We start from the raw sequence: 24,323 nt of genomic DNA, 5'->3' as shown, positions 1-24,323 counted from the left end.
GTAACTATATTGGGTTGAGGTTATTCAGTGGAGATAGTTCTGATACGGCGGTTTACCTGGTCGGCAACATAAAAAGTTCCCGAGGCCTGATCGTAAATGATGCCCCTCGGATTATGGAACTGCGCATCGCGTAATGCGCCATCGGCATAACCGCTGTTACGCGGACGGCCGGCAAATGTGCTTACCACGCCTTCAGGTGTTATTTTTCGAATGCAGTGATTGACCACATCGCACAGGTAGAAGTTATCATTTTCATCAAAGGCGCCCTGGTGCGGCTGATCGAAGCGCGCATCGACGCCAACGCCATCTTTATGGCCGGCGCTTCTTCTGCCGCCGACAAAATGCACAGGTGTTTCGAGTTCGCCGGTTTGCCGGTTGTACCTCGACTTAAGTATGTAATGCTGGTTTACCACAACTATATATGCGAAATCGCCGCTGGGTGCAAACTGAACGTTGAACTCCCAGCTTACATCGCCGATACGGTACAGTTCACGCGATACTTTGGCCGTTCTGTCCCATTTAAAAATGGCGCCGGTTGAATAGGCGTTGAAGAAATAATCGCCGGTTTGCGGTTGTGCGGCGCCGCCATTGGTGGTTTGACTGTAAATAAGTGACGTCCACCGGGTAAAGTTATCGGCTTTGGTGGCAACGGCCGTGCTGAGACCGGTCCAGTCCCACTGGTCGTTGGTAATATATAGTGTATCAAAGCCGGGGTTGAACGAAAGCGTCCGGGGCCGGCCCATACCGTTACCCGTTCTGAATTTCGTACTCACTTCGGTTCTATCGGCATTGATGAACCGAAGCCCGCGGTACTCTTCCAGCAGCCAGATATTCTTTTTATCATCGAAGCTCAGCCAGTATGGTTCTTCAAACTGTGCTTTATTGATGGGACCGTCAACGATGGCGGTTTTGCCGTCTTTGTCGGTAAAACCCGCCAGTGTGCTTACGCGGGGATAAAAGATATACCGGAATTCTACCGGAGCAATGGCCTCCTGTGTTGTTGAATGATCGCCAACAACCACTTTTACTTCACCGGAGCCGGCTTTCGATGGCACCAGCACATAGATGGCGGAACCGTTAGATCCTATCACCGGGGCGGGTTTGCCATTGATAAACACTTTAATAAGGGAAGTATCGGAGCCGAAGTTGGCGCCATAGATCATCAGCTGGGTGCTAACGCCACCGCTATCGGGTGTTATGCGGCTGATGGTTACCGGGGAAGAAGGATCGTATGGAACCCCGTTTTCGGTTGTGCTCTTTTTGGTACAGGCACAAAAGATAAACAGTACAAGGGAAGCCAATGTCAGGCCCCGCTTTGGTAAACAAGCAAGTTTAGGCGACATATGCAATCGTTATAAGTAGTTAGTATTAAAATAAAATTACACGAAGGTTTATTCAGCATTTATTCATCGTGTATCATTATTCATTCAAACCGTTTCATTTTGAGGTAACGGGGTTGGATATATTATTTATTTTATATAAATAATGTGTGCGCCATACCCAAAAAAGGATGGCGCACGGGGCTAATGGATTTTAGCTATGCAATAAAGGTGCAATCATGAAGAATAGTATCTTTGCGGCCATTCTATTTAAAACCAGTGAACATGATTATCCGCCATTCAGTTATTGCCGCCTGTTTTATTATTGGGTTAACTTCCTGCGCGCGTAAAATTACCGAAACCGGCAAAGGCTCTTATTATGCCGATAAATTCCAGGGCCGCACCACTTCCAGCGGCGCCAAATTCGACCAGCATAAAATGACAGCTGCGCATAAAACGCTGCCTTTTGGCACTAAAGTAAAAGTGGTGAATTTAGCCAATGGCCGTTCGGTAAATGTCACTATCAACGATCGTGGCCCATTTGTACCCGGCCGCATTATCGATGTATCGAAAAAGGCGGCAAAAAAGCTGGGTATGGTAAATGCCGGTGTGGCGAATGTGGAGATCAGGTATAAAAAGAAGAAGAAGTAAACCTGGATGTGATTTACTGTTTTACGCCTAAGGGAACAAATACATGAGCAGATACCCAATCAGGAATATCAGGGTCTATTATCTCTATTTTGCCATATTTAATCTCCAAAGTCCATTTATAGCTTTCTGCTGAATTATCAAACAGAAAGCAGTATTCATTATTTTTTGTGGCCGTTCCTTAAATTACAATTTATACTCCCCCATCTTCCTTACAAGCAGTTCGTATAACTTATCAAAATCCGTTTGTAAGGCATTCGCTGAGATACTTATCGGCGAACCATAACTTTTATAATTCAATTCCATGCCTTTCCTTTTCAAACCATTTGCCTGCCTGCTGATATAATCCTGCGGGTTCTTAACAATAAACATCAGGAACTTTTGATTCATGATCTGGAAAACCTTGATCTCTTCAATATCCGACCACAGCACAAGTCCGGCAGATACCCCGCTTGAATTGTCAATGATGCCCTTTTCATCGATGATCAAACCCGCTTTATTATCAGGCAGTTTGCGAATTACTACTACAGTCACCAACCCAAAGAATATCACCGATGCAAGTCCGGTTATAAATATGGTAGTGGGATTGCCAATCACCGGATTGCTGATCGTTGGCGGAGCAATCAAAAACCAACAGCCGATCGCAACAAAGCCAATGGCCCCCACAAGGGTCAATATTAATTTCTTTTTGCTTAACGGTATTTCAATTGTTTCAGGTGTCATAATTGAGCATATTGGTTTTATATATACCTGTTATATTTTGAGTTACCTGACAATAATTCTTTATCCATTGTCATGTTTCCCGCTATTATACGTCAATTTCCTGCCGGAAACAATGTTTGTCATATTTTATATTTAAACGCACCTTCCCCAACCAGGTTTTTAATAAAACTTTTCGGATTTTCACTATACCAACCGGGTATTTGAAAAAACTTTTCAGGTTTTCATTATACCAACCCGGTTTTTGAAAGGGCTGGCCGGGTAATTGACTTTCCTGATCGGTTTTTGACTTCACCAACTCAGCATTTGACCTTACCTGTTCACCCAAATCTGGTCACCATTCAGTTCCTGACCGCAATAATTTGTTTTCTGACCTTACCAATCCGGTTTTTACCTGACATTGATCAAATTGTAATGAAGAATGATCAAAGGTTACTTCACACTGATCTATCTACCTCTTTATTCCGGTCGGTTGTACCCCCTTACCTACCGGTAAACTCATTAACCCGGTTAGAGTTGGCCGTTCCTTTTTTGGGGAACGTCAAAAGCTGACCCAATGTATCAAACACCTGATTAGGCAGCCCCTAAACCCGATTAGAGCAAGGCCCGCACTGACCGGTAAAGGCTGTACACCAGCCCGCATACACCTTTGCCGGAAAAGGCGAAACCACAACCTTATCTGCGGACGCATCTCATTTATTATACGCAGGTGAATACAAACCGGCGAAAGCTTATTGCCTGTTGGCAGAAGCATCAACCCTGCCATCCATAGCATCTTCCAGACCAGGAAACAGGCTTACCTGGAAAAACCAGTCACATACCGGATTAGCGTTAGACATACACAAACCGGAGAGATGGGAATTCAGATCATGGGACGGTATAAATAACCGGGAGCTTCAGGTTATATACTGTACTACCTGGCAAACGTGCTGCCCTTCACAGAAAACCAATCACGTACCTGATACACTGCAATAAGGAGAAATAAAACCAATGCCATTTAAGTATCAACTCACGGAAAAAGATAACTTTTTCGCTTACCAACACTTGATCTAAATCAAGTTCATCTAAATATTAGCGCATATAACGCATATAACGCAATAGGCGCATGAGATTTGCCAAAAATTTGGAATTCACTTTTTTGCAATATTATATTTGTATGGAACAAAGACACCTGGTTGATTACCGGTCTCACTGACACTAGTAAAAGGATCCAACGGTGAGAAAAGTAAAACAAACGGGAAGTTCGACCCCCGCGTATTGGCCAATACGTTTTCCATCCGGGCCTTCATTCATTACCATTCAACAACACGTTTGTGTTACCAGCTTTAGCAACTGAGCTAAAGGTATATTACCGGAACAGGGTAATGTAACAGGCACAGGTATAGACGAAAGGTAAGGTTGCAATTAGTAGCGTAAGATCAGTAACCACAATTTTCAAATTTTTAAAACATTTTTATATGATACTCAAAATTAAAAAATCGTACAAAAAGCCAAGCGATACGTATATGCTTAAGTTAACGGGCCGCATACTGGAAAGCATGAAAAACAATCCATACTTTCCCAACCCAATGCCAACCCTTCCTGACGTGGAAAAGGCATTCGGTGAATTTCAGGTATCGCTTAACGTAGCCGGCAGAAACGACCGAACGCTGTCATCAGCTAAAAACGACAAAAAAGCTGTATTGAGCGGGTTGCTCGAAAAACTGGGCGATCATGTAACGTTAACCTGCAACGGTGACAAGACCATGCTGCTTAGCAGCGGGTTCGATATTACCGGGATCGGGGGCGCATCACAGGATTTGACACCTGTTGAACAACTGGATGTTGAGATTGGACCGCCCGGGCAGGCCATCGCCCGGGTGAAAAGGGTTACCGGGGCAAGGATGTATACCTTTCAGTGTACGCCCGACCCCGTAACAACCGACAGCGTGTGGGCAAGTGACACCACTTCCGATCCCCAAAACACGTTCACTAACCTGAACTCGATCGCCAGGTACTGGTTCCGCGTAATTGCCCATGGCCGCGGTAAACAATCGGTGGCCTCCGTACTCGTTTCAAGGGTTATTCAATAAGAAGAATAAACCGACATAGCAGTTACTTCCGGAACAGTCCGTAAGGCTGCGTAGAAAACCAAACAACCCCACTCAGCCTGAATGGGGTTGTTTTATAGTATAAACCCTGTTCGCTGCCGGGTATAACCAGCGGAACTGGCATAATGTAAAAAATTGTTATATCTTGTTGCCTGATTGAAAAATTAACATTGGGTCGAACCCGATCCAACACCCTTAAAATCAATAACATGAAAACAAAGGCCCCGCTCCTTTTGCTTGCCGTTCTTTTGTCATTCACGTCGTTTGCCCAAACTTTTGAAGGAAAGATCGTTTACAAAAACAAGTATAAAAGCAAAGCCCCCAATATAACCGATGCCCAGTTAAACTCCATGATGGGCTCGAAATACGATTATTATATCAAAAATGGCGATTATAGATCAACCACCAACGGCCTGTTACTGCAGTGGCAGTTATATGTGAATAAAGACAATAAACTCTACAACAAAATGGCCAGTGAAGAAGGAGCGCGCTGGAATGATTGTTCTATCAACACCGATTCAATTTTAAAAGTAGAGCTCAATGAAGGCGTAACCGAAATTCTGGGTTATAAATGCGATGAACTGGTGTTTACGTGTAAGAGCGGTATTCAAAAATATTATTTCAACAGGAAGATTGCCGTTGACCCGAAACTGTATGTAAACCACAAGTATTTCAACTGGTATGAATTTGTTTCAAGATCGAATGCATTGCCTTTGAAAGCGATCGTTGATATAAACCAGTTTACCTGGGAAAGCGTAGCAATGGAAGTACAGGAAATGAAACTGGACGCATCATTCTTTGCGTTACCGGCGGATCTTCCCACACAACAAAGCGATTATTAAACGTTATAAAAAAAATGCCCCCGCCAGCTGGCGGGGGCATTTTTTTATTGTATAATACCCTCTACATTATTCGCCCTTCATTTTCTTTGCTTCTTCCTTTTGCTCAAACTCCTGCTCATCAACCTTGTCCTTTTCTTCGTTCTCTTCCATTTTTTCGGCGGCATTATTCATCAGAGAACTAACCGGCCCCTTCATACTTTCCTGCGGGTCTGTTTTATGCAATGTTTCCGGATCGGGTTGTGAAACCGGGTTATCATGCTTTTCTTCTTTCTTTTTCTTATCGGCTAAATTACTATTGTTCTTGTTTTCCATAATCAAGCATTTTGGTATATTATGGAAAAATTGTGCCACGCTAACCAATTGGCAATGGGCAATATGCAATGGGTAAATAAAACCTGTATTCGAGTCCCGGATCTCCTCTTTTGCCAATTGCTTACTGCCTATTGCATATTGCTTATTGCCCAGTGCTAATTGCCAATTGCTTATTGCCCTTTGGTACGTACTTTTGCCGGATGCAGAAAACTACATTCTCCATTGAGAACACACTTTCCAATTTACAGATAGAGGCTTTGAACGAGATGCAGCAGGCATCTTTAGAGGCGAATAAAACGTCGAACGAGGTGGTATTGCTGGCCGATACCGGCTCTGGTAAAACGCTCGCTTTCCTGCTGCCCGTAACGCAGCTGCTTGAAAAGAAACCGGTGACCCAGGCATTGATCATTGTGCCTTCGCGCGAACTGGCCCTGCAAATTGAGCTTGTTTTCAAAAGAATGGGAACCGGTTTCAAGATCACCTGCTGTTATGGCGGTCATAAACGCGAAACCGAGGAGAACAACCTGCTGCAGGCGCCTGAACTGATCGTGGGCACACCGGGCCGCCTCGCCGATCATATTCGCCGTGGTAATATTACTACCACTCATATAGCATCTCTTGTGCTCGATGAGTTCGATAAATCGCTGGAGCAGGGTTTTGAAGATGAAATGTCGTTCATTATACAATCGCTGCCGGCGGTAAAGAAAAGAATACTCACCTCAGCTACCGAAGCGGTGGAAGTGCCGCCGTTTGTAGGATTACAGGAACCGGTTAAGCTCAATTTTTTAACAGGCGAAAAATCTCCGGCCCTCGCCGTTCAACAGGTGCGCAGCGATGACCGCGATAAATCAGACACCCTGTTCAGGCTTATCTGCGCACTGGGCAACCGTTCTACCATAATATTCTGCAACCAGCGCGAGTTTGTGGAAGAGGTAAGCGCATCGCTGAAAGACAAAGGCATCGTAAACGTATTTTACCATGGCGCCATGGAACAACAGGAACGCGACAGCGCTTTGTGTAAATTCCGCAACGGCAGCTCGAACGTACTGGTGACCACCGACCTCGCCGCACGCGGACTGGACATCCCCAACATCCGCTACATTATACATTACCAGTTACCCCCCAACCAGGAATCGTTCACCCATCGCAATGGCCGCACCGCCCGTATGGATGCCAGCGGCACCGCCATTCTCATCCTGGCCCCGCACGAATACCTCCCCGAATACATTACGCCGCCACCCGCAACCATCGAACTGCCCGCCTCACCCGTACTGCCCCAAAAACCGGTATGGACCACCCTGTTTGTAGGCGCCGGTAAAAAAGACAAAGTGAACAAGGTCGATATCGTAGGTTTTCTCGCCAATAAAGGCCAGCTGAAAAAAGAAGATATCGGGCTGATAGAGGTAAAAGATTTCTTCTCCTTTGTGGCCATACGTAAATCGCACGCAAGCCATACCATTACATTGATCAAAAATGAGAAGATCAAGAACAAAAAGGTGAAGATAGATATAGCGAAGTGATAACCGTCCACGGCCGCTGGTATGATTATTTAAGCGAATTCAGAAGATAAAAACTGCATTACAGTTGAAACTGATGAATCGCCTGAAAACCATATGGAAAGTGCTGCTGAAGTCTTTCAAGAGTTTTATGGAAGACAAGATCTTAAAATACAGCGCAGCACTCGCCTACACCACCGTTTTTTCGATGGGCCCACTGCTGGTAGTGATCATTTTTTTATGCAGTATTTTCCTGGGACAGGAAGCCATACAGGGGCAGATCAATGAACAGTTGCAACAGTTTGTTGGCCGTGAGGCGGCGTTACAACTTCAAACGATCATCAAGAACGCATCACTGAGCGGCAAGGAAACCTTTGCCGCCGTGATCGGTATTGTTACACTGCTGTTCAGCGCAACAGCGGTGTTTGCCGAGATCCAGGACTCCATCAATATCATCTGGGGCTTTAAAGCAAAACCGCAAAAAGGGTTTTGGCAATTTATCAGAACACGGTTCTTATCGTTTTCAATCATTGTGAGCCTCGGTTTCCTGTTGCTGGTTTCCCTGGCTATTTCAAGCGTCATTGAAGCATTGAGCAACCACTTAAAAGACAGCTTTCCAAACATTACCGTAGCGGTATTTTATATTTTAAACCTCCTCATCTCTTTCACCGTTATCACTTCGCTGTTTGCATTGATCTTTAAAGTACTGCCCGATGCAAAAACCAAATGGAAAGATGTGCTGCCCGGCGCCATCGCTTCCGGCATATTATTCATGATCGGCAAATTCGGCGTCTCCTTCTATATAGGAAGAAGCGATATCAGCTCAACCTATGGCGCAGCAGGCTCGCTGGTAGTATTGTTACTATGGGTTTATTACTCTGCCATCATATTATATATAGGCGCTGAATTTGCAAAAGCATGGAGCGCGCATAAAGGATCTTCCCTTCAACCCAATGATTATGCGGTATCGCTAAAAAAAATTGAAGTAGAAACCGATAAAGACAACAACACGTCAGTTAAAGAGATCAAAAAATAGAAACCGCCAAAAAGGTTATCGATACACATCCCCTTTTTGAGTTAGTATATACACGCAACAGTTATTCACAAAATGCATCCATATGTTTTTATTAACAGCTTTTATTTTTTAATCATGATCAATAAAAACTGTTTCTATTCTTCTTTTTATAAATTACCACAATGTGGTATTTGGTAACAAGAATCAATACACTACCTTTATTTTATTAATTGCTGATTTATTACTTCTGCACACATACCCCCCGTACCCAGCCGTTAGAAATACCCGAACACAGATTAGCACATTCAAAGATTCCTAAAATTCAATAATACTGTAATCATATAATGATATGATTCATGATGCTATTTCTTTAATCAGAAAAGAACTGGTAGTATACCTTGCTGCCCATGGTTATAGTCCTGAGTCGAACGCCGATACAATGGTGGTGGTGGAAAACATCGCCCTGTTTGAATCGAATTCGCCGGCTAACCTCGACGATAAGATCGTGTTTACCCTTGTAAACATAGAGGAAGAAAGTACGCTCAAGAATACACCGTACCAGAAACGCAATGGCGGCAATACCGCGCGATACGAGAACCCGCCGGTATATCTTAACTTATACCTGCTGGTGACATCGTGTAACAAAACCGCCGGACAAAACGATAACAATTATCTCGATGCCCTTGAAAAGTTATCGCATGTGATCAGGTTCTTCCAGGGCAGGAATTCATTTTCACTGGCCACGTCCTCATCTTATGATCCCGACAAATTCGTAAACGATGATCTTATCAATATGAGCATAAAGGCAGAGTTGTACACCCTTTCATTTGAACAGATCAATTATCTGTGGGCTTCGCTGGGCGGTAAACAAATGCCCTTTGTAATGTATAAACTACGCCTGGTAGCCATTACAGATCGCAAGCTGGTAAGGGAAGTACCATTGATAGAAGAGCTTACCAACAATTCCTCCTCAACGAAAATGCCGCCTGCCTGATGACCACCATATATAAAATATTATTTGAAGTACAGGTGCTGCATGAGTTCTACCTCACCAACCAGGACAATACCACCATCTTTGAAGGCACCGCGGCCGCGCGCCAGTTGTTCCTGGGCGACCGGTTCCTGAAAAATGCCCGCAGCATCAGCAGCGATCTGCGGTATGTAGTGCCGCCCTCCATGCAGGGCGTATTCAACAAATACCGGCTCAAACTCGTCACCGGTTATTCAGGATTTAAGATCGGGATAGAAGTAACCCCGGTTATCCTCGGCGGTAATATCAAAGCATATCGCCCCGTAGTGGAACTGCCCGATGACCTCGATATCAGGGTATTGTTGCTGCGTAAAGACCACAGTATCGATATTTACACCAACCGCCGGCTTCGCACCAGTCTTAAAACGGCCGGTTATTTCAGCAACGACGATCTGCCCGGCGCTAAAACCTTTCCATTCCTGAGCAACCCGGTAGCGGCCTTCGATGCAGCAGCGGTATATGAGCAGGGCGAACTCTCCGCTTTCGGCGCCAATGATACCCGCGCTTTTTTTGTTGATAACAGCGGCGGCGACCAGTTTTTGCCGGTAACGCCCGGTAATTACTACAACGAAGCAGACAACCTGCTTACCTCTCCTTATATTAATTATACATTTCCAACAGCCAATACCGTAACACAGGCCGGCTTTACGCTGAAAGACAACACCAATGCCACCATTCAAACCATACAGGCCGGCAGCGGCGGCAACCGCCTGTACACGGCATCGCTTGCATTCGATATTACCAAACTAAAAACAACCGCCGGCAACACCATCGATAATACACTGCTGTATACACTTGAAGTAAATGCCGATGACGGTTACAGCAATACCCATCCTTTATTATTCATCAGGGAACCGGGCATCGATGCAAAAGACATCTGGGGTATGGTGAATATAAAACCGGCGCCCGTCAATGCCGCATTCAATTTAATAGACGGCTCCGGTTTTTTGATCACCCGCCGCAATGAGGCCAATGCCGTTACCGTTTCGCCGCCCATTTTTGAAATATGGGTAAAAAGCCGGTTGAGCTTCTGGCGTTACTCCAGTATGGATGGCGGGGTGTTGAAGACCGGTACTCACGCCGACCTGCTTTTCTTTAATAACGGGCAGTTGATCTCCGACGGTCCGCGTTCACATAGTTACTACCCGACATTATATAAAAAAGCCGACAGCTCACTGCACTATCTGCCCAACCCGAAAGCGTACGAGCCGGTGCGGGTAGAAGGCAACAGGCTGTTTACAGAAATACCGGTACCAACCTCCGAAATGTTTCCACTGGGGCCATGAATAAAGCAGTCGTGCCACAGCCTGCCCCGATTAAGCCGGGGGGTACGATTGCGTCGCTGGCGAAACGTGGCCCGACTAAAAAAACAACAATCAGCACATCAAATATTTAATCCTTAAAACAATCGCATTATGCAGGAATATAAAACACCCGGAGTGTATATAGAAGAAATACCCAAACTTCCCCCTTCTATAGCATCTGTTGAAACAGCCATTCCGGCCTTTATTGGTTACACCCAGATCGCAAGGTTAAAAGAAGACAACGATCTTTTATTAAAACCGAAACGCATCAGCTCTATGCTGGAGTATGAACAATACTTCGGCTTTCCGGAACCCGAAACCACTATTACGGTAAACATCGATACCACCAATCCTTCGCGCATCGATGTACAGGGAAAAGTGACCACCCCTTCCAAATACCTCATGTATTATTCTTTACAAATGTTCTTTATCAATGGCGGCGGTCCCTGTTATATTGTTTCCGTTGGCGATTACTCGGGCGGCGGGGTGATCGACCTGGCCACATTACAGAATGGCCTCGATGAAATTGAAAAAGAGAACGAGGTTACCCTTATTCTTTTCCCCGACAGCATGAATATGAGCTCGCTCGGCGATTATTGCACCCTGCACCAGGAAGCGATGGACCAGTGTTTTGAATTGCAGGACCGCTTCACGGTTATGGATGTATGGCTCGATGCCGACCCCACCGTGGATAATATCACTGAATTCAGGAATACCATAGCGGGCGATATCAACCGTTTTAAATACGGCGCCGTTTATTATCCGCGTATATATACCCGCCTCGATTATTACTATAAGGTTCCGGGCACCGTGAACGACAACGATGCATCGGTAACCATCACCGGTATCGGCGGCGTGGCCAATCTCGATGAATTGAAAAGCTTCAATAACGCTTATTATTTCATGGCGAAGAATGCCATTAACCAGATAGAACTGTTGCTGCCCGCTTCTTCTGCCGTTGTAGGCAAATACGCCGTTACCGACAATAGCCGCGGGGTATGGAAAGCGCCTGCCAACGTCAGCATCGACTACGCATCGCGCCCCGAAGTTATCGTTACCAATAAAATGCAGGAAACGCTGAACGTTGACACTACCGCCGGTAAATCGATCAACGTTATCAGGTCATTTACCGGTATCAGTCCGGCCCTGATCTGGGGCGCCCGCACACTTGCCGGCAACGACAACGAATGGCGTTATATCTCCGTTCGCCGATTCTTCAATATGGTGGAAGAATCGACCAAGAACGCCACCCAGCAATTTGTTTTCGAACCCAACGACCGCAATACCTGGGTACGGGTAAAATCGATGATCGAAAATTATCTCACACAACAATGGAAGGCCGGAGCCCTGATGGGCGCCAGCACCAAAGAAGCCTTCTTTGTGCATGTGGGTTTAGGTGAAACCATGACCGAGCTCGACATCTGGGAAGGAAGAATGATAGTGGAAATAGGCATGGCAGTTGTTCGCCCCGCAGAATTCATCATCCTGCGCTTTATGCACAAAATGCTTGCAGAATCGTGAGACGGGAATCGGCAAGCGTGAAACGGCAGACGCGAAACGTGAAAGGGTTTCCGGCGTCCGGGATTGCGGTTCCAATAATCAGCAACCGTTGCCGCGAACCGTGGAACCTGTAACATGGGAACTGTATTCCCGGCAACCGGTAGCCCGCAACGCGTAGCTGTATTCGCTTTAGGCCTTCGGCTTTCAGCTTTCAGCCTGATGCTTAAGTAACCCAATAAACTTGCTAATGTGTCAGCCCGTTAATTTTCAACTTGAAACACTAAATTATCTATAATGGCCTATCAACAATCAAATACAAAAAAACCACCGGCCGAAAAGCCGTGTAACGATAATGGCAAAACGGCCACCAAAAGAACCATCAAACAAATAAAAGACACGTATTGCCAAAACCTGCGGGTGCTTACCGGTGAACTGAGCCAGAGCGAAGTCACCCATGAAGGTTATGTACGGGCATACCACCGCAAAAAATGCAGTTTCATTAAAACGGAAAAGAACTACCGCATCGTACGCAACCTCGAACTGAAGGTAGGCATCGAGCTGGTACAATCTTCCGAAGAAATAAAGAAGAACGTTGCCTCCTACGTAAAAATGAACGACGACCTGGTAAAGGCGTTGAAAGACGTACTGGCAGCCGCCAAGGAATCCAAGGCAAAATTCGGTGAACTGCGCGATGCGGCCACCAAACTCGACGCCGCCCGCAAGGATAGCTGCAACGCTTCTCAAATGATCATTCTGGGTTGCAAAAGCGGCGAAGAATGCGGTGATAAAAAAGACAATGACCAGAACGATAAAAAACCTGACGCCTGCGATAACGTTTGCGAAATACTCGATGACCTGGTAGAAGTGCCCGAAACACTGGCTAAAGACATCGATATCATTTTCACTTCCGCCGCAGAGATCCTCGGTATTCAAAGCTTCTCGAATATCAAAACGCTCGACAAATTCCAAACAGACCTGGCCGCCGCCGCCAAAGCATTCGACGATGTGGTGGCCGACAGAATGAAAGCCGGCGCTACCGCAACCACCAAAGCGCAGGAAGAACTGACCGCTGCCATTAAAACGCTTGCCACGGCCGGCCACGCCCTGTACAACAAACGCAACGAAATAGAAACCGACGACGACACCAAGGACTTCCTGTGCCACCACGATTGCGATTGCATAAAAGATTGCGGCTGCGATGATGACGACAACGATCGCCGCGACGATAACGACAACGACCGCAATAAAAAAGACCGCTTCAAAAAATGCAAATGCGAGATCTGCGATATCTGCAAAGACGTGAAGGACATTTATTGCGAAGACGAGCACAACCATAATCACAATCACCAACAGGCGCAAAGCCGCTGACACCCATTATTAACCCAATTAAAAATTCAGCCAGCATGTTAAAATATAGTACGCTGAGCAATATTGAAGAAGACATCTTCGATTGCTGCAAACAGGATAATGGCGGCGATACCCCCGGTGGTGATTGTTGCAATGACACCTGGAAAAAAGACCTGGTGGAGGTTACGGCCGACTGGAAGGAAGCCCTGGCCATAGCCAGCCATAAAGAGACCGAATACACCCTCGTCGTTGAATGGCGCGATAAACTGAAAGCCTGGTGCGCCGATTGGGAGCTCACCGATGAAAAAGCGGATGCCTTATGCCGCCAGCTCGAACTGTTCATCCTGCACCTTGAGAAGGTTTGCAAGATCACCGGCAAGGTGAACAAGGCCATTGAAATTCTCTTTTGTATGATCGAGGACCTGTACAAACGGGTCGACAGGCTGAAGATAAAATACGACGAGCTCATTCAGTGCATCAACTGCCTCAAACGGCCCGAGCTGGCCCCCGGCACCGGCATCATGAAATATATTGAAGAATATGGCAAAAAGCTCGACGCGGTGATTGCCACACGCGATAGTCTGATAGGAAAAGTGGTGATCGCCATCGAGCTCGCCTATGGCCTGCACATCCACATCTGTGAAGAATACGGGTTGAAGGAAGTGCTGAAATACTGGAAAAGCAAACTCAACTGCGGCTGCGATCCTGTAGAAGAGGATGAGCACGAAGATGAGCATGTGAAAGTGGATGACGGCAAATGCGGCGGTTACAAACACCATTGCCACCTGAAACCGAAGATCCGCTTTCCGCTCGACGACGATCCTTATTACAAACAGCTCGAAGAAGATTGCGACAAGGCCAAAGAAGAAGTGGAAGTGCTTAAGAAAGAGCTCGACAAAGCCAGGGAAAAACGCGATGCGTTGCAGGCATGCAAGGAAGCGCTTGAGAATGCTATTGCGCAAGTGGAGAGCAAGTGCAAATAAGGCAACGAGGCATCGAGGCATCGAGGCAACGAGGCATCGAGGCATCGAGGCAACGAGGCAACAAGGCATAAAGGCATAAAGCGAATCGCATCCCACAGTTTAACCGGTGCCCATAAACAATAAACCATAAACTAAAAGAAAGCGAGGCCCGCAATTAGTTATGAGCTTCGAATAAAAGAACCACAAACAACAAACCATAAACCACAAACTAAGAACCCAGTCGCGAGCTCCGAATAAAAGAACAATAAACAATAAACTAAAAGAAAGCGAAGCCCGCAATTAGTTATGAGCTTCGAATAAAAGAACCACAAACAACAAACCATAAACCACAAACTAAGAACCCAGTCGCGAGTTCCGAATAAAAGAACAATAAACAAAAAACAATAAACCATAAACCCAAAGAAGCGAGCCTTGCAATTAGTCTTGAGCTTCGAAATAAAGAACCACAAACAATAAACAAAAGAAAACGCCTTGCAATTAGTCTCGAGTTTCGAATAAAAGAACTATAAACAATAAACCATAAACAATAAACTAACAACTATGGCTGACGATCCAAAAAAGAACTATCCGCTCCCGAAATTCCATTTTCAACTCGATTGGGGCGGAACACGTATCGGTTTCACTGAAGTAACCGGTCTTGACTTCGAAACCGAAGTGATCGAATACCGTGAAGGCAGTAGTCCAACCTACAATAAAACAAAACAACCCGGCCTTACCAAGTTCAGCAACGTCACCCTTAAACGCGGCACCTTCCTGGGCGACTTCGAATTCTTTGAACAATGGAAAAAAACACAATTATTCCAGGAAGGCAAAGAAAAGTTCAGAAGAGATGTTACCATTCGCCTGCTCGATGAAGAGCACCAGCCCGTTATTTCCTGGACGCTTTCAAAAGCCTGGCCTTCCAAAGTCCAAAGCGGCGATCTGAAGGCCGATGCCAATGAAGTGGCCATCGAAACCATGGAACTGGTGCACGAAGGGTTATCGATTGTTGAAGCCAAGAAATAAACGCAATGGCTGAGAATTTTTATCAAACGGTCAATTTTCATTTCAGCGTTCAGTTTGCACTGGGTGAAGCAAAGGAAGTGGATGTAAAGTTTCAGTCGGTCAGCGGTCTCGATGGCAACGTCGATACCGAAACCATCAGGGAAGGCGGCGAGAATCATTTTGAACATGTGATCCCCACCCGCCGCAAATACGGCCCGCTGATATTGAAACGGGGTTTGCTGAAACCAACAGATTCCGGTCTTACCACCTGGCTGCAGAAAGCGTTCGACGATGGAAAATACGAAGTGATCCGCACGGTGCAGATCAACCTGCTCGATGAAGATCACCAGCCGCTGATGTATTGGGTCATCAACAATGTGTGGCCCCGCAGCTGGAAGCTGGGTGAACTGAATGCCGAACGCGGTGAGGTATTGCTCGAAACGCTGGAACTGAATTACAACAAGCTGTTGTTCAATCACGGTTAAATTTTCACATATGCCAATAGAAGTTCGCGAACTGGTGATAAAGGCCGTAGTAACGCAGGATAGCCCCAACGGTCAGTCGGCCGGCGCCTCCCAGGGAAGCGGCGGCTCACAGGAAGAGATCATCCAGGCCTGCGTGGAAAAAGTGATGGACATCTTAAAAGAAAAAAATGAGCGATAACAGCCTCCGCAAACTGGTGATCAAATCATTCGCCAACCGCGATTTCACAGGTGAAGACCCCACGCGGCAGTTTGCCACGCCCATCAACCCCGAATCGTTCTCACAAACCTATAAGGTGAATGTCGATACGCAAACGGGGCATGGCAACCAGGGCAGCGAAGCGCGGTATAAAAGCACCGCGCCCGAAGAACTGCGGCTGGAGTTCATTCTCGATGGCACCAAAACAATGGAAGGTTATGGCGGCGATAACAAAGAATACATCAATAAACCCGTGCACGACCAGCTGGCCGATCTCAAAAAATGCGTGTACAATATGGATGGCAACATTCACCGGCCGCGCTTCCTGATCGTACACTGGGGCTCGGAGATCGATTTCAGGTGTGTGCTTTCGAATCTCGAGCTGAACTTCTCCCTGTTCGAACCCGATGGCAAACCGTTACGGGTAAAAGTGAACGCCACCTTCCTTGCGCATAAGTCGAGGGAAGAGATCCAGGCAGAATCACGGCTTAGCTCACCCGACCTCACGCACTACCGCGCGGTTAAACAGGGCGACCGGCTCGACCTGATGACCTGGAGCATTTACAACGACCCGAATTATTTTCTGCAGGTGGCCAAAGTGAATGCGCTCACTACTATCAGAAAAATAAAACCGGGCAACGAGCTCTATTTTCCACCATTCGATAAAAACGAAGCCTGATGGAGGAACTGATCATACCAAACCCGTCGCAACACGATGTAAGCACTTTCAATATACTGGTGAACGAAACGCCGGTGAACCCATCGTACCAGGTGCTGGGTATTTCCATAACCAAAGAAGTGAACCGCATACCCACGGCAAAGATCATCCTGCGCGATGGCGATGCCGCGCAGCGCAGTTTCGACATCAGCAACAGCAATGATTTTGTACCCGGTAATAAAATAAAGATCAAAATAGGGTTCGACAGCAACAACAGCCAGGCTTTCAAAGGCATCATCACCCGCCACTCGGTAAAAATAAAAGAGAACGGCAAAAGCGAACTGCATATCGAATGCCGCGATGAAGCGGTGAAGATGACCATCGGCCGCCATAGCCGCTATTACGAACAGGTAAAGGACAGCCAGCTCTTCGACACGCTGATAAGCGCTTACAGCGGGTTATCAGGCGATGTTCAAACCACCACCCTAACACATAAGGAAGTGGTACAGCACCATGTGAGCGACTGGGACTTCCTGTTGCTGCGCGCTGAAGCCAACGGCATGCTGGTGTTTGTAAACGATGGTGAAATAAAGATCACCAAACCGGTTACCGCTGCCGAGCCCGTTATACAGGTAACCTACGGTTCATCGATCCTGGAACTGGAAGCATCGATGGATGCGCGCACGCAATGGAAAAACGTGGAAGCCGCCTCGTGGGATTATGCCGGTCAGCAATTGTTCAAAGCCGATGCCTCCGAAGCGCAGGGGTTTACCGAGCCGGGTAATATCGCTGGCAGCCACCTCGCAGAAGCTATTGACCTCGATAAATACCTCGTTCACCACAGCGGGCATTTACTGGAACAGGAACTGCAGGACTGGGCCGACGGCATTATGATGCGCAGCCGCCTGAGCAAAATAAGAGGGCGCGCACGCATCACCGGTTTTTCAGGCGTACAACCGGGCGATATGGTAAAGCTTGCCGGTATCGGCGACCGCTTTAACGGCAAAGCGCTGGTGACGGCAGTTGTACAGGATATAGCCAATGGCGCCTGGTATACGCATATCCAATTCGGTTACGACCCAACACAGTACGCGGCCAAAACCCCGCAGGTTGATGACATGCTCAGCGCCGGGCTGGTTGGTTCCATTCACGGTTTGCAGATAGGGATCGTAAAACGCCTCGCAACCGATCCAGACGGTGATGACCGCATCCTGGTTAAAATACCCGTTATCGATAACAATGCCGAAGGCACCTGGGTGCGCGTGGCCAGTCTCGATGCCGGTGATACGCGCGGCGCCTTCTTCCGGCCCGAAATAGGCGATGAAGTGATCGTAGGATTTATCAACGACGATCCGCGTCATGGCATTATGCTGGGCCAGTTGAACAGCAGCGCCAAACCCGCGCCCCTGCAGGCAGCCGATGCCAATGATGAAAAAGGCTTTTTTACACGCAGTAAAATGCGCATTCATTTTAACGACAATACAAAGACCATTACCATCGATACCCCCGCCGGCAACAGCATTCAGCTCGATGAAGCCGGAAGCAAAATAGAGATCAAAGATCAGAACAACAATAAAGTGACCATGGGCACCAGCGGTGTTTCGATAGAAAGCCCGCAGAATATAGAACTGAAGGCGGGTGCGAACCTCACCCTCTCGGCAGGCGCTACATTATCAATAGGCGGTATGTCGCTCTCGGTAAAAGCAGATGGCAATTGTGAAATACAGGGCGCCATGACGAAAGTATCGTCATCGGGCATTACCGACATCAGCGGTTCACTGGTAAAAATAAACTAACCAAAAAACAACAACATGCCCGCAGCAGCAAGAATAAGCGATATGCATACCTGTCCGCTTTCAAACGGGCCGGTACCACATGTAGGCGGCCCCATTACCGGTCCGGGTGTGGCCACGGTGCTGATCGGCAATATGCCGGCGGCAGTAGTGGGCGACTTATTGATCTGCACGGGTCCGCCCGATACTATTGTAAAAGGCTCTGTTACCGTATTGATCGGTGGCAAACCCGCGGCCCGGCAGGGCGATCTTACATCGCATGGCGGTGTTATCGTAGCCGGTTTCCCAACAGTACAGATAGGCGGATAAAAATTATTTCGTATGAACAAGGTATTCAATTCTTTTCTCGGCACAGGCTGGTCATTTCCGCCCACCTTCAACCGCGAAGCCGGTTCCGTTGAACTGGTAAGCGATGAAGAGGACATCAGGCAAAGCCTCAATATATTATTGTCGACAACACTCGGTGAACGGGTTATGCAGCCCCGTTATGGCTGCGATCTTACCAACTATGTATTCGAAACCATGAACAGCTCGGTGATCGGTTACCTGAAAGACAGGGTTAAGAATGCCATCCTGTATTATGAACCACGGATAGTGGCGGAGAAAATTGAAGTAACCGCAGCGGAATCGTTCGACCTTATAGAAGGTAAGTTCACCATCAGCATCGATTACAGCATACCGGGTACCAATTCAAGGTTCAACTATGTGTATGACTACTATAAGAACGAAGCGTTAAAGCCAGTATAAACTCGTTAACTCGTCAACAATGAATTGCCAGTCCCTGAAACATCCCTTTCAAAACGACCCCGGCGTTAGTCAGCAGCAGCGGGTAATGCACGAACTGCTGCAGGGCGAAGCCGCTATCGACGGCCGCACCCTGGCCGACCTGCTCGACTATTTCGTACAGCTCTCACAACACATCAACTACTACGACACCCAACTTAATATAAAAGACTGGCAGCCGTTCTTTCGCAGCAGCGCGCCATTTATCATTGCCTCCATCATTCGCTACAACAGAACCGCCAACGAAAACAAACTGGCCGCGTTCAAAAAAGCATTTGTAAAAAAACCATCGAAAGCTGGTTTGCAACTGTTGTTGAACTATGTAAACAATCAACTGATCGACAAAATAAACGAGTGGCAGTTAAAACTACCCGATGCTACCCTGCCAGTAAAAGTAACGCTGGGCAGCCTAATCAAAAACACACTCACCGATACCGTACGGCAATTCATGCTGTACAACAATGCCGCCGTTAAATGGTATTGCGTAAAGCCCCAAACCTTCAACCAACTGCTCGATAACGAAACCTGGGAGCTCGACATTACCGATGCATATGCCAATTTTACCAGCGAAGCATTCGGCGCAAAGGGAAAAACCAAAAGAAAAAGATTACTGGCGCTGTATAAAGATATAGAACAGCTGGTACCTGCCTTTTTAGATGCCATTCGCATTATCTCGGGCAGTGCTGAACAAAGCCTGCAACAAAGTTTGCTGCCCTTACAGGACGACCTGCAGGAGAAACACCACCCGCACCTCGCACTGCTGTTCTCCTTCCTGAAATTATTCACCCACCTGCAAACCGACCTGAACAGCTTTTCGAAAAAACACCTCGACTTCTTCTATAAAAAAGTATTGAAGCTGCAGCCACAGCAGGCTGTGCCCGACAAAGCGCATATTGTTTTTGAAATACAGAACCAGCTGAACGCTTACCTGCTGCAAAAAGGCCTGCAGTTGAAAGATGGCAAAGACCTTAACAAACAGGAAATACTATTTGCCACCGACCAGGAAATTGTAGTGAATAAAGCACAGGTAAGCGATATACGAACCCTGTTCCTGAACAACAACACCATTTCAACCACCACCTGGCTCGAAGGTGTTTACATGGCGCCCGATGCCCGTAAAGCCAATGGCATCGATAAAGAATTTAAAGAGGAACCGAACAGCTGGCCAACACCCGGCGCCCGCTACAGCAAATACACCGATCCTGAAAATAAGTTCATTCACCCCTACCCCAATGCCCGTATTGCATTTATACTGGCATCGCCCGTATTGCTGTTGAATGAAGGCACCCGTAAAGTGACCATCACCCTAAGCTGTTTGCTAAAGAACAATTATTGCAGCGGGCTGCAACCGGTAACGGGCGTTTCCAATTCCTGTTGCGATCCCGGTTCAACAACAGGGGGCGGCACAGCCAGCAGCGGCTCGTATAACAGCCTTGTGCCGGCCGATACGCTGTACAATGACATAAGGGCCCTGCTGGGCCAGTCGTTCTATTATCTCAACAGGACCATACTGGCGGCCATTGTAAAAAAAGGCATCTGCAAAGACCTGAACGACCGGTTGAACAAACTGCTCACCATCCGTTATATAAAATCGGAAGCCGAACGCAGGGATGCCAGCGACCGGCTCGATACGGATATCTGTTATTGCGCCCGGGAAGAAAAAATATTCGAGACCACCATTACTAAAACGCAGTTTGAAAGCAAATTCAATGAAGCGGAAAGAATGATCCTCGCTGAATTCCTGCAGCCACGCAAAGCATTAACCGTTTCGTTCAGTGGTGAAAAAGAATGGATAATGCCCGAAACGCCACCGGTGATCACAATGGCGCCCGGCGCCATGGCGCCATCAGGTTCAGATAAACCCTTCACCCTTACCATAACCGCCGAACTGCAGGCCCATCAGAAAGCAGTTACGTTTTATAATGCAGCAAACCTGAAAGAAGAACTAAGCACTACCCTGCCTGTGGTAAAGGTTGAACTGGATGATAAAATAAAACTGTTCGAAACCATTACGGCCACCGCAATAAAAGAACAATGCTGCGAAAGAAAACCTGAAGAGCGGGAACAACCGGTATCGCTGTACCATTTCTTCAGGAATGTGATCGTTGCCGGCGACAACCTGTCGAAGATAGAAACAACGGTATGCGGACTGAAAAACTTTATTGTACAGAACGATGAAAGTTTACAGAACGTAAACGCGCCGGTATATCCGTTTGGCACCCGGCCCGTAGTGATCGATTTCGACGTTACCAATCCACCACCCGTTCCCGTACCGAACCCCGTTCCCAAACTCAACCTGGTTGGCCCGAATTTCTATATCGGCAGCCAGGAAGTGTTTGGTAAAAAATGGAATGAGGTGTTTGTGAACATCAACTGGAAAGACAAACCAACCGATTTCAACAAACATTATAAAGGATATCTCGTAAGGGAAAATTATCATAATTGTGAAGACCCAGCGAACAATGACAAATCGATCTACGGACTGAATGAGTGCGATTTTCAAATGAACCTCGCGCTGCTCGAAAACGGCAACTGGATAAAAGAAAAAACAGGTACGCCATTCACCACAACCGTATTGAATGAGTTTACCAAAGACAATAACCGGCAATTGTTTGAACAGGGCATTTCATCGGTAACATGCCATCCGGTAGTACTGGAAGATCCTGATGATCCCTCCAGCGCCATTCCCCCGTTCGATCAAACGATAAGGCTGTTTCATGATGCTGCGCTGGCATCGGCGCCGCAATTCGATGTTACCCAGGCGTTCAACATCACGGGTGAACCGCTAAGCCCTTTTGGCGTGAACTCGAGAAATAATTTCCTGCGGATCAACCTGCAGAACCAGGATTTCCTGCACAAGAACTATTCGTATGTGCTTGCCCGGCAAATGATGGCCTTTGGCCGTTACCCCGACCTTATTAACGGGGCCGTGTATGACGACGAGAACGCCATTCCATCGGTTTTCGATATTTCTATCTTCTTCGGCAATATTGGTCCGCGTGTAATACAGGTGGCCGGCCAGGTGGTGAACTCCGCCATAGAAGACGTTTTACTCGACCTCATCAGCGTAGTGGAAAGCAAGATCGACGAAGGGGTGAACGTACCCTTCCTGAACAATGTAATTGCCGATTGTAAAACGGTGCTTGACAATATTGCAGGCATTGCATCGCTCTCCATCACCGATCTGTTCAATAATGATTTCGAGACCGGCGATCTTACCGCATCGGAGCAGGACAATGTAAATGCAGAAGTAAGAGCTTTCTTTACCAGCTTGTTCACATTACTGAACACCGACCTCACCGGGGTGGCCGATGACCTGAAAGGCATCATCAGGGGTAAGTTCAACGATATTCTCGACGATATCGACCTCGGCGATTTCTTTTCAGGAAGTTTTGGCGAGAAAACAGTGGTGATCCCCAACGAACCCTGGACGCCGGTGATCAAAGAAATGTCTATCGATTACAAAGCCACCGCCGCTATTACCGATATCGATCTTATTCATTTATATCCATACACCGGCACCTACAAAGCCGAAGAACTGGAAACGCGGCCTTCCCTGTTTCCAACCTTCTGCGATGAAGGCAATTTATACCTCGGCCTGAAGGACCTGCAACCCGGCAGCAACCTGAACATACTGTTCCAGCTGGCCGAAGCCACCGCCGATTCAGAATCGCAGAAAGAAGACATCCAATGGTATTATCTCGAGAACAATACCTGGAAACTGCTGCGCACCGGTTTTGAAGTGCTGGAAGATGCTACGGAAGGATTGACCACCTCGGGTATTATCCGGTTCGCGCTTCCCGGCAATATGACCAATGAGAACACCGTATTGCCCAAAGGCCTGCACTGGATAAAAGCGGCCATCCCCATCAACAGCCGCTCGGTGGCCGAAACCATCGGCATCTTTACACAGGCGGTAAGGGCCACCTTTACCAATGACGAAGCCAACGACAAACAGCGGCTCGATGAAACGCTGCCCGCCGCTTCGCTTACAAAACTGAAAGTGGCCGATACCGCCGTTAAAAAAATTACGCAGCCTTACGAAACCTTTGGCGGCCGGGTACCCGAAGAAACGGGGCAATACTATGTACGCGTAAGCGAACTGTTACGCCATAAAGGAAGGGCCATTCAAAAATTCGATTATGAACGGCTGGTGCTCGATGCCTTTCCACAGGTGTTCAAAGCCAAATGCATCAACCACAGTTTTGCGCTCGATGCGCATAAGTACAGGAACGATCACCCGGTAGCGCCCGGCTACGTGCTGCTGGCAGTAATACCCGATATGAACAAGCTTAAGGCCATGCAGCAATTCGAGCCACGCGTGCCGGTAAGCATGCTGGAATCGATACAACAATACATAGCGAAAAAAACGGCGCCCTTTGTGCGGTTACGGGTAATGAACCCCCGTTATGAAAAAGTGCAGTTCTGTTTGCGGGTGAAATTATACCTCGGTAAGGACGAGCATTTTTATAAAGAAAAACTGCAGGGAGACCTGCGCGAATTCCTGGCTCCCTGGGCCGTGGGTGTATACGACAAACTCACGTTTGGCCAATGCATCAACCGGTCGGATATTATCCGCTTCCTGGAGTCGCGCGATTATGTAGACTATATCATCGAGCTGAGAATGCGGCATGAGGACGATGAAACCAATGCAGCGCCCATCGACCAGGCAGCCGTTTGCCCCGTTACCCCGCGGTCGATCCTGATCGCCGGCGAAATCGATGTATGTATTCAGCAACAGGATTGTGAAACCTGGCATCCGCAACTGGCATGCGATAACCAGCCGATGAAGATAAATACCATATGCAAATAATATTG

Annotated in this window: 21 protein-coding genes; 18 read left to right on the top strand and 3 right to left on the bottom strand. The window is 47.3% G+C overall.

What is annotated here, in order from left to right; translation table 11 throughout:
- Window positions 1–20: 20 nt before the first annotated feature.
- Window positions 21–1,343: an IPT/TIG domain-containing protein gene (locus tag A4R26_RS00670; protein ID WP_081158615.1), complete on the bottom strand. Its 1,323-nt coding sequence runs from the start codon at window positions 1,341–1,343 to the stop codon at window positions 21–23.
- 261 nt (window positions 1,344–1,604) lie between these two features.
- On the opposite strand from A4R26_RS00670, the gene A4R26_RS00665 reads away from it, so the two are divergent.
- Window positions 1,605–1,970 carry a septal ring lytic transglycosylase RlpA family protein gene (locus A4R26_RS00665; protein ID WP_081158613.1) on the top strand — a complete coding sequence of 122 codons (366 nt, stop codon included), beginning with the start codon at window positions 1,605–1,607 and terminating at the stop codon, window positions 1,968–1,970.
- A 183-nt stretch (window positions 1,971–2,153) separates the two neighbouring features.
- Here the strand turns inward: A4R26_RS00665 and A4R26_RS00660 are convergent, their stop codons facing one another.
- Entirely contained in the window at window positions 2,154–2,690 is a 537-nt protein-coding gene (locus tag A4R26_RS00660) for an STM3941 family protein (RefSeq protein ID WP_081158611.1), read from the bottom strand.
- 1,454 nt (window positions 2,691–4,144) lie between these two features.
- Between A4R26_RS00660 and A4R26_RS00650 the strand changes: the two genes are divergently transcribed.
- Together A4R26_RS00650 and A4R26_RS00640 are read left to right on the top strand one after the other, a co-directional pair.
- Entirely contained in the window at window positions 4,145–4,759 is a 615-nt protein-coding gene (locus tag A4R26_RS00650; protein WP_081158607.1) for a hypothetical protein, read from the top strand.
- Between the two features lie 227 nt (window positions 4,760–4,986).
- The gene (locus tag A4R26_RS00640) at window positions 4,987–5,619 is read left to right on the top strand and encodes a hypothetical protein (protein WP_081158604.1); all 633 of its coding nucleotides are present in this window, start codon (window positions 4,987–4,989) and stop codon (window positions 5,617–5,619) included.
- A gap of 66 nt (window positions 5,620–5,685) precedes the next feature.
- Here A4R26_RS00640 and A4R26_RS00635 read toward each other — a convergent pair whose 3' ends face one another.
- Window positions 5,686–5,931 carry a hypothetical protein gene (locus A4R26_RS00635; RefSeq protein WP_081158603.1) on the bottom strand — a complete coding sequence of 82 codons (246 nt, stop codon included), beginning with the start codon at window positions 5,929–5,931 and terminating at the stop codon, window positions 5,686–5,688.
- Between the two features lie 200 nt (window positions 5,932–6,131).
- Here A4R26_RS00635 and A4R26_RS00630 point away from each other — a divergent pair, with 200 nt between their 5' ends.
- The 15 genes from A4R26_RS00630 (at window position 6,132) to A4R26_RS00565 (ending at window position 24,318) form a co-directional block, all read left to right on the top strand.
- Window positions 6,132–7,451: a DEAD/DEAH box helicase gene (locus tag A4R26_RS00630; RefSeq protein ID WP_081158602.1), complete on the top strand. Its 1,320-nt coding sequence runs from the start codon at window positions 6,132–6,134 to the stop codon at window positions 7,449–7,451.
- A 73-nt stretch (window positions 7,452–7,524) separates the two neighbouring features.
- Window positions 7,525–8,463: a YihY/virulence factor BrkB family protein gene (locus A4R26_RS00625; protein ID WP_081158600.1), complete on the top strand. Its 939-nt coding sequence runs from the start codon at window positions 7,525–7,527 to the stop codon at window positions 8,461–8,463.
- A gap of 328 nt (window positions 8,464–8,791) precedes the next feature.
- Complete coding sequence (locus A4R26_RS00620) at window positions 8,792–9,436, top strand: Pvc16 family protein (RefSeq protein ID WP_081158598.1); 645 nt, start codon at window positions 8,792–8,794, stop codon at window positions 9,434–9,436.
- Complete coding sequence (locus tag A4R26_RS00615) at window positions 9,436–10,758, top strand: hypothetical protein (protein ID WP_081158596.1); 1,323 nt, start codon at window positions 9,436–9,438, stop codon at window positions 10,756–10,758. Before A4R26_RS00620 ends, A4R26_RS00615 begins: the two co-directional genes overlap by 1 nt.
- Before the next feature lie 129 nt (window positions 10,759–10,887).
- Window positions 10,888–12,297, top strand: coding sequence for a phage tail sheath family protein (locus A4R26_RS00610; RefSeq protein ID WP_081158594.1), 1,410 nt, complete (start codon window positions 10,888–10,890; stop codon window positions 12,295–12,297).
- Window positions 12,298–12,570: 273 nt separating this feature from the next.
- Window positions 12,571–13,644 carry a hypothetical protein gene (locus tag A4R26_RS00605; RefSeq protein WP_081158592.1) on the top strand — a complete coding sequence of 358 codons (1,074 nt, stop codon included), beginning with the start codon at window positions 12,571–12,573 and terminating at the stop codon, window positions 13,642–13,644.
- Between the two features lie 35 nt (window positions 13,645–13,679).
- Window positions 13,680–14,606, top strand: a complete 927-nt coding sequence (locus A4R26_RS00600; protein WP_081158590.1) for a coiled-coil domain-containing protein — start codon at window positions 13,680–13,682, stop codon at window positions 14,604–14,606.
- 540 nt (window positions 14,607–15,146) lie between these two features.
- On the top strand, window positions 15,147–15,611 hold the full coding sequence (locus tag A4R26_RS00595; protein ID WP_081158588.1) for a phage tail protein: 465 nt from the start codon (window positions 15,147–15,149) through the stop codon (window positions 15,609–15,611).
- 5 nt (window positions 15,612–15,616) lie between these two features.
- Window positions 15,617–16,075, top strand: a complete 459-nt coding sequence (locus A4R26_RS00590; protein WP_081158586.1) for a phage tail protein — start codon at window positions 15,617–15,619, stop codon at window positions 16,073–16,075.
- A 10-nt stretch (window positions 16,076–16,085) separates the two neighbouring features.
- Complete coding sequence (locus A4R26_RS34710) at window positions 16,086–16,253, top strand: DUF5908 family protein (RefSeq protein WP_165760108.1); 168 nt, start codon at window positions 16,086–16,088, stop codon at window positions 16,251–16,253.
- Window positions 16,243–16,950, top strand: a complete 708-nt coding sequence (locus A4R26_RS00585; RefSeq protein ID WP_081158584.1) for a CIS tube protein — start codon at window positions 16,243–16,245, stop codon at window positions 16,948–16,950. The genes A4R26_RS34710 and A4R26_RS00585 overlap by 11 nt, the downstream gene beginning before the upstream one ends.
- Entirely contained in the window at window positions 16,950–18,725 is a 1,776-nt protein-coding gene (gene vgrG / locus A4R26_RS00580) for a type VI secretion system tip protein VgrG (protein ID WP_081158582.1), read from the top strand. Before A4R26_RS00585 ends, vgrG begins: the two co-directional genes overlap by 1 nt.
- A gap of 15 nt (window positions 18,726–18,740) precedes the next feature.
- Entirely contained in the window at window positions 18,741–19,031 is a 291-nt protein-coding gene (locus A4R26_RS00575; RefSeq protein ID WP_081158580.1) for a PAAR domain-containing protein, read from the top strand.
- Between the two features lie 12 nt (window positions 19,032–19,043).
- Window positions 19,044–19,469, top strand: coding sequence for a GPW/gp25 family protein (locus tag A4R26_RS00570; protein ID WP_081158578.1), 426 nt, complete (start codon window positions 19,044–19,046; stop codon window positions 19,467–19,469).
- A gap of 19 nt (window positions 19,470–19,488) precedes the next feature.
- Window positions 19,489–24,318 (top strand): baseplate J/gp47 family protein, encoded by a 4,830-nt coding sequence (locus tag A4R26_RS00565; protein ID WP_081158576.1) that lies wholly within the window; start codon window positions 19,489–19,491, stop codon window positions 24,316–24,318.
- Window positions 24,319–24,323: the final 5 nt, after the last annotated feature.

It is taken from the genome of Niastella populi (assembly GCF_002078015.1).
Classification (GTDB): Bacteria; Bacteroidota; Bacteroidia; order Chitinophagales; family Chitinophagaceae; genus Niastella; species Niastella populi.
This window is presented reverse-complemented; position numbering and strand designations above follow the sequence as displayed.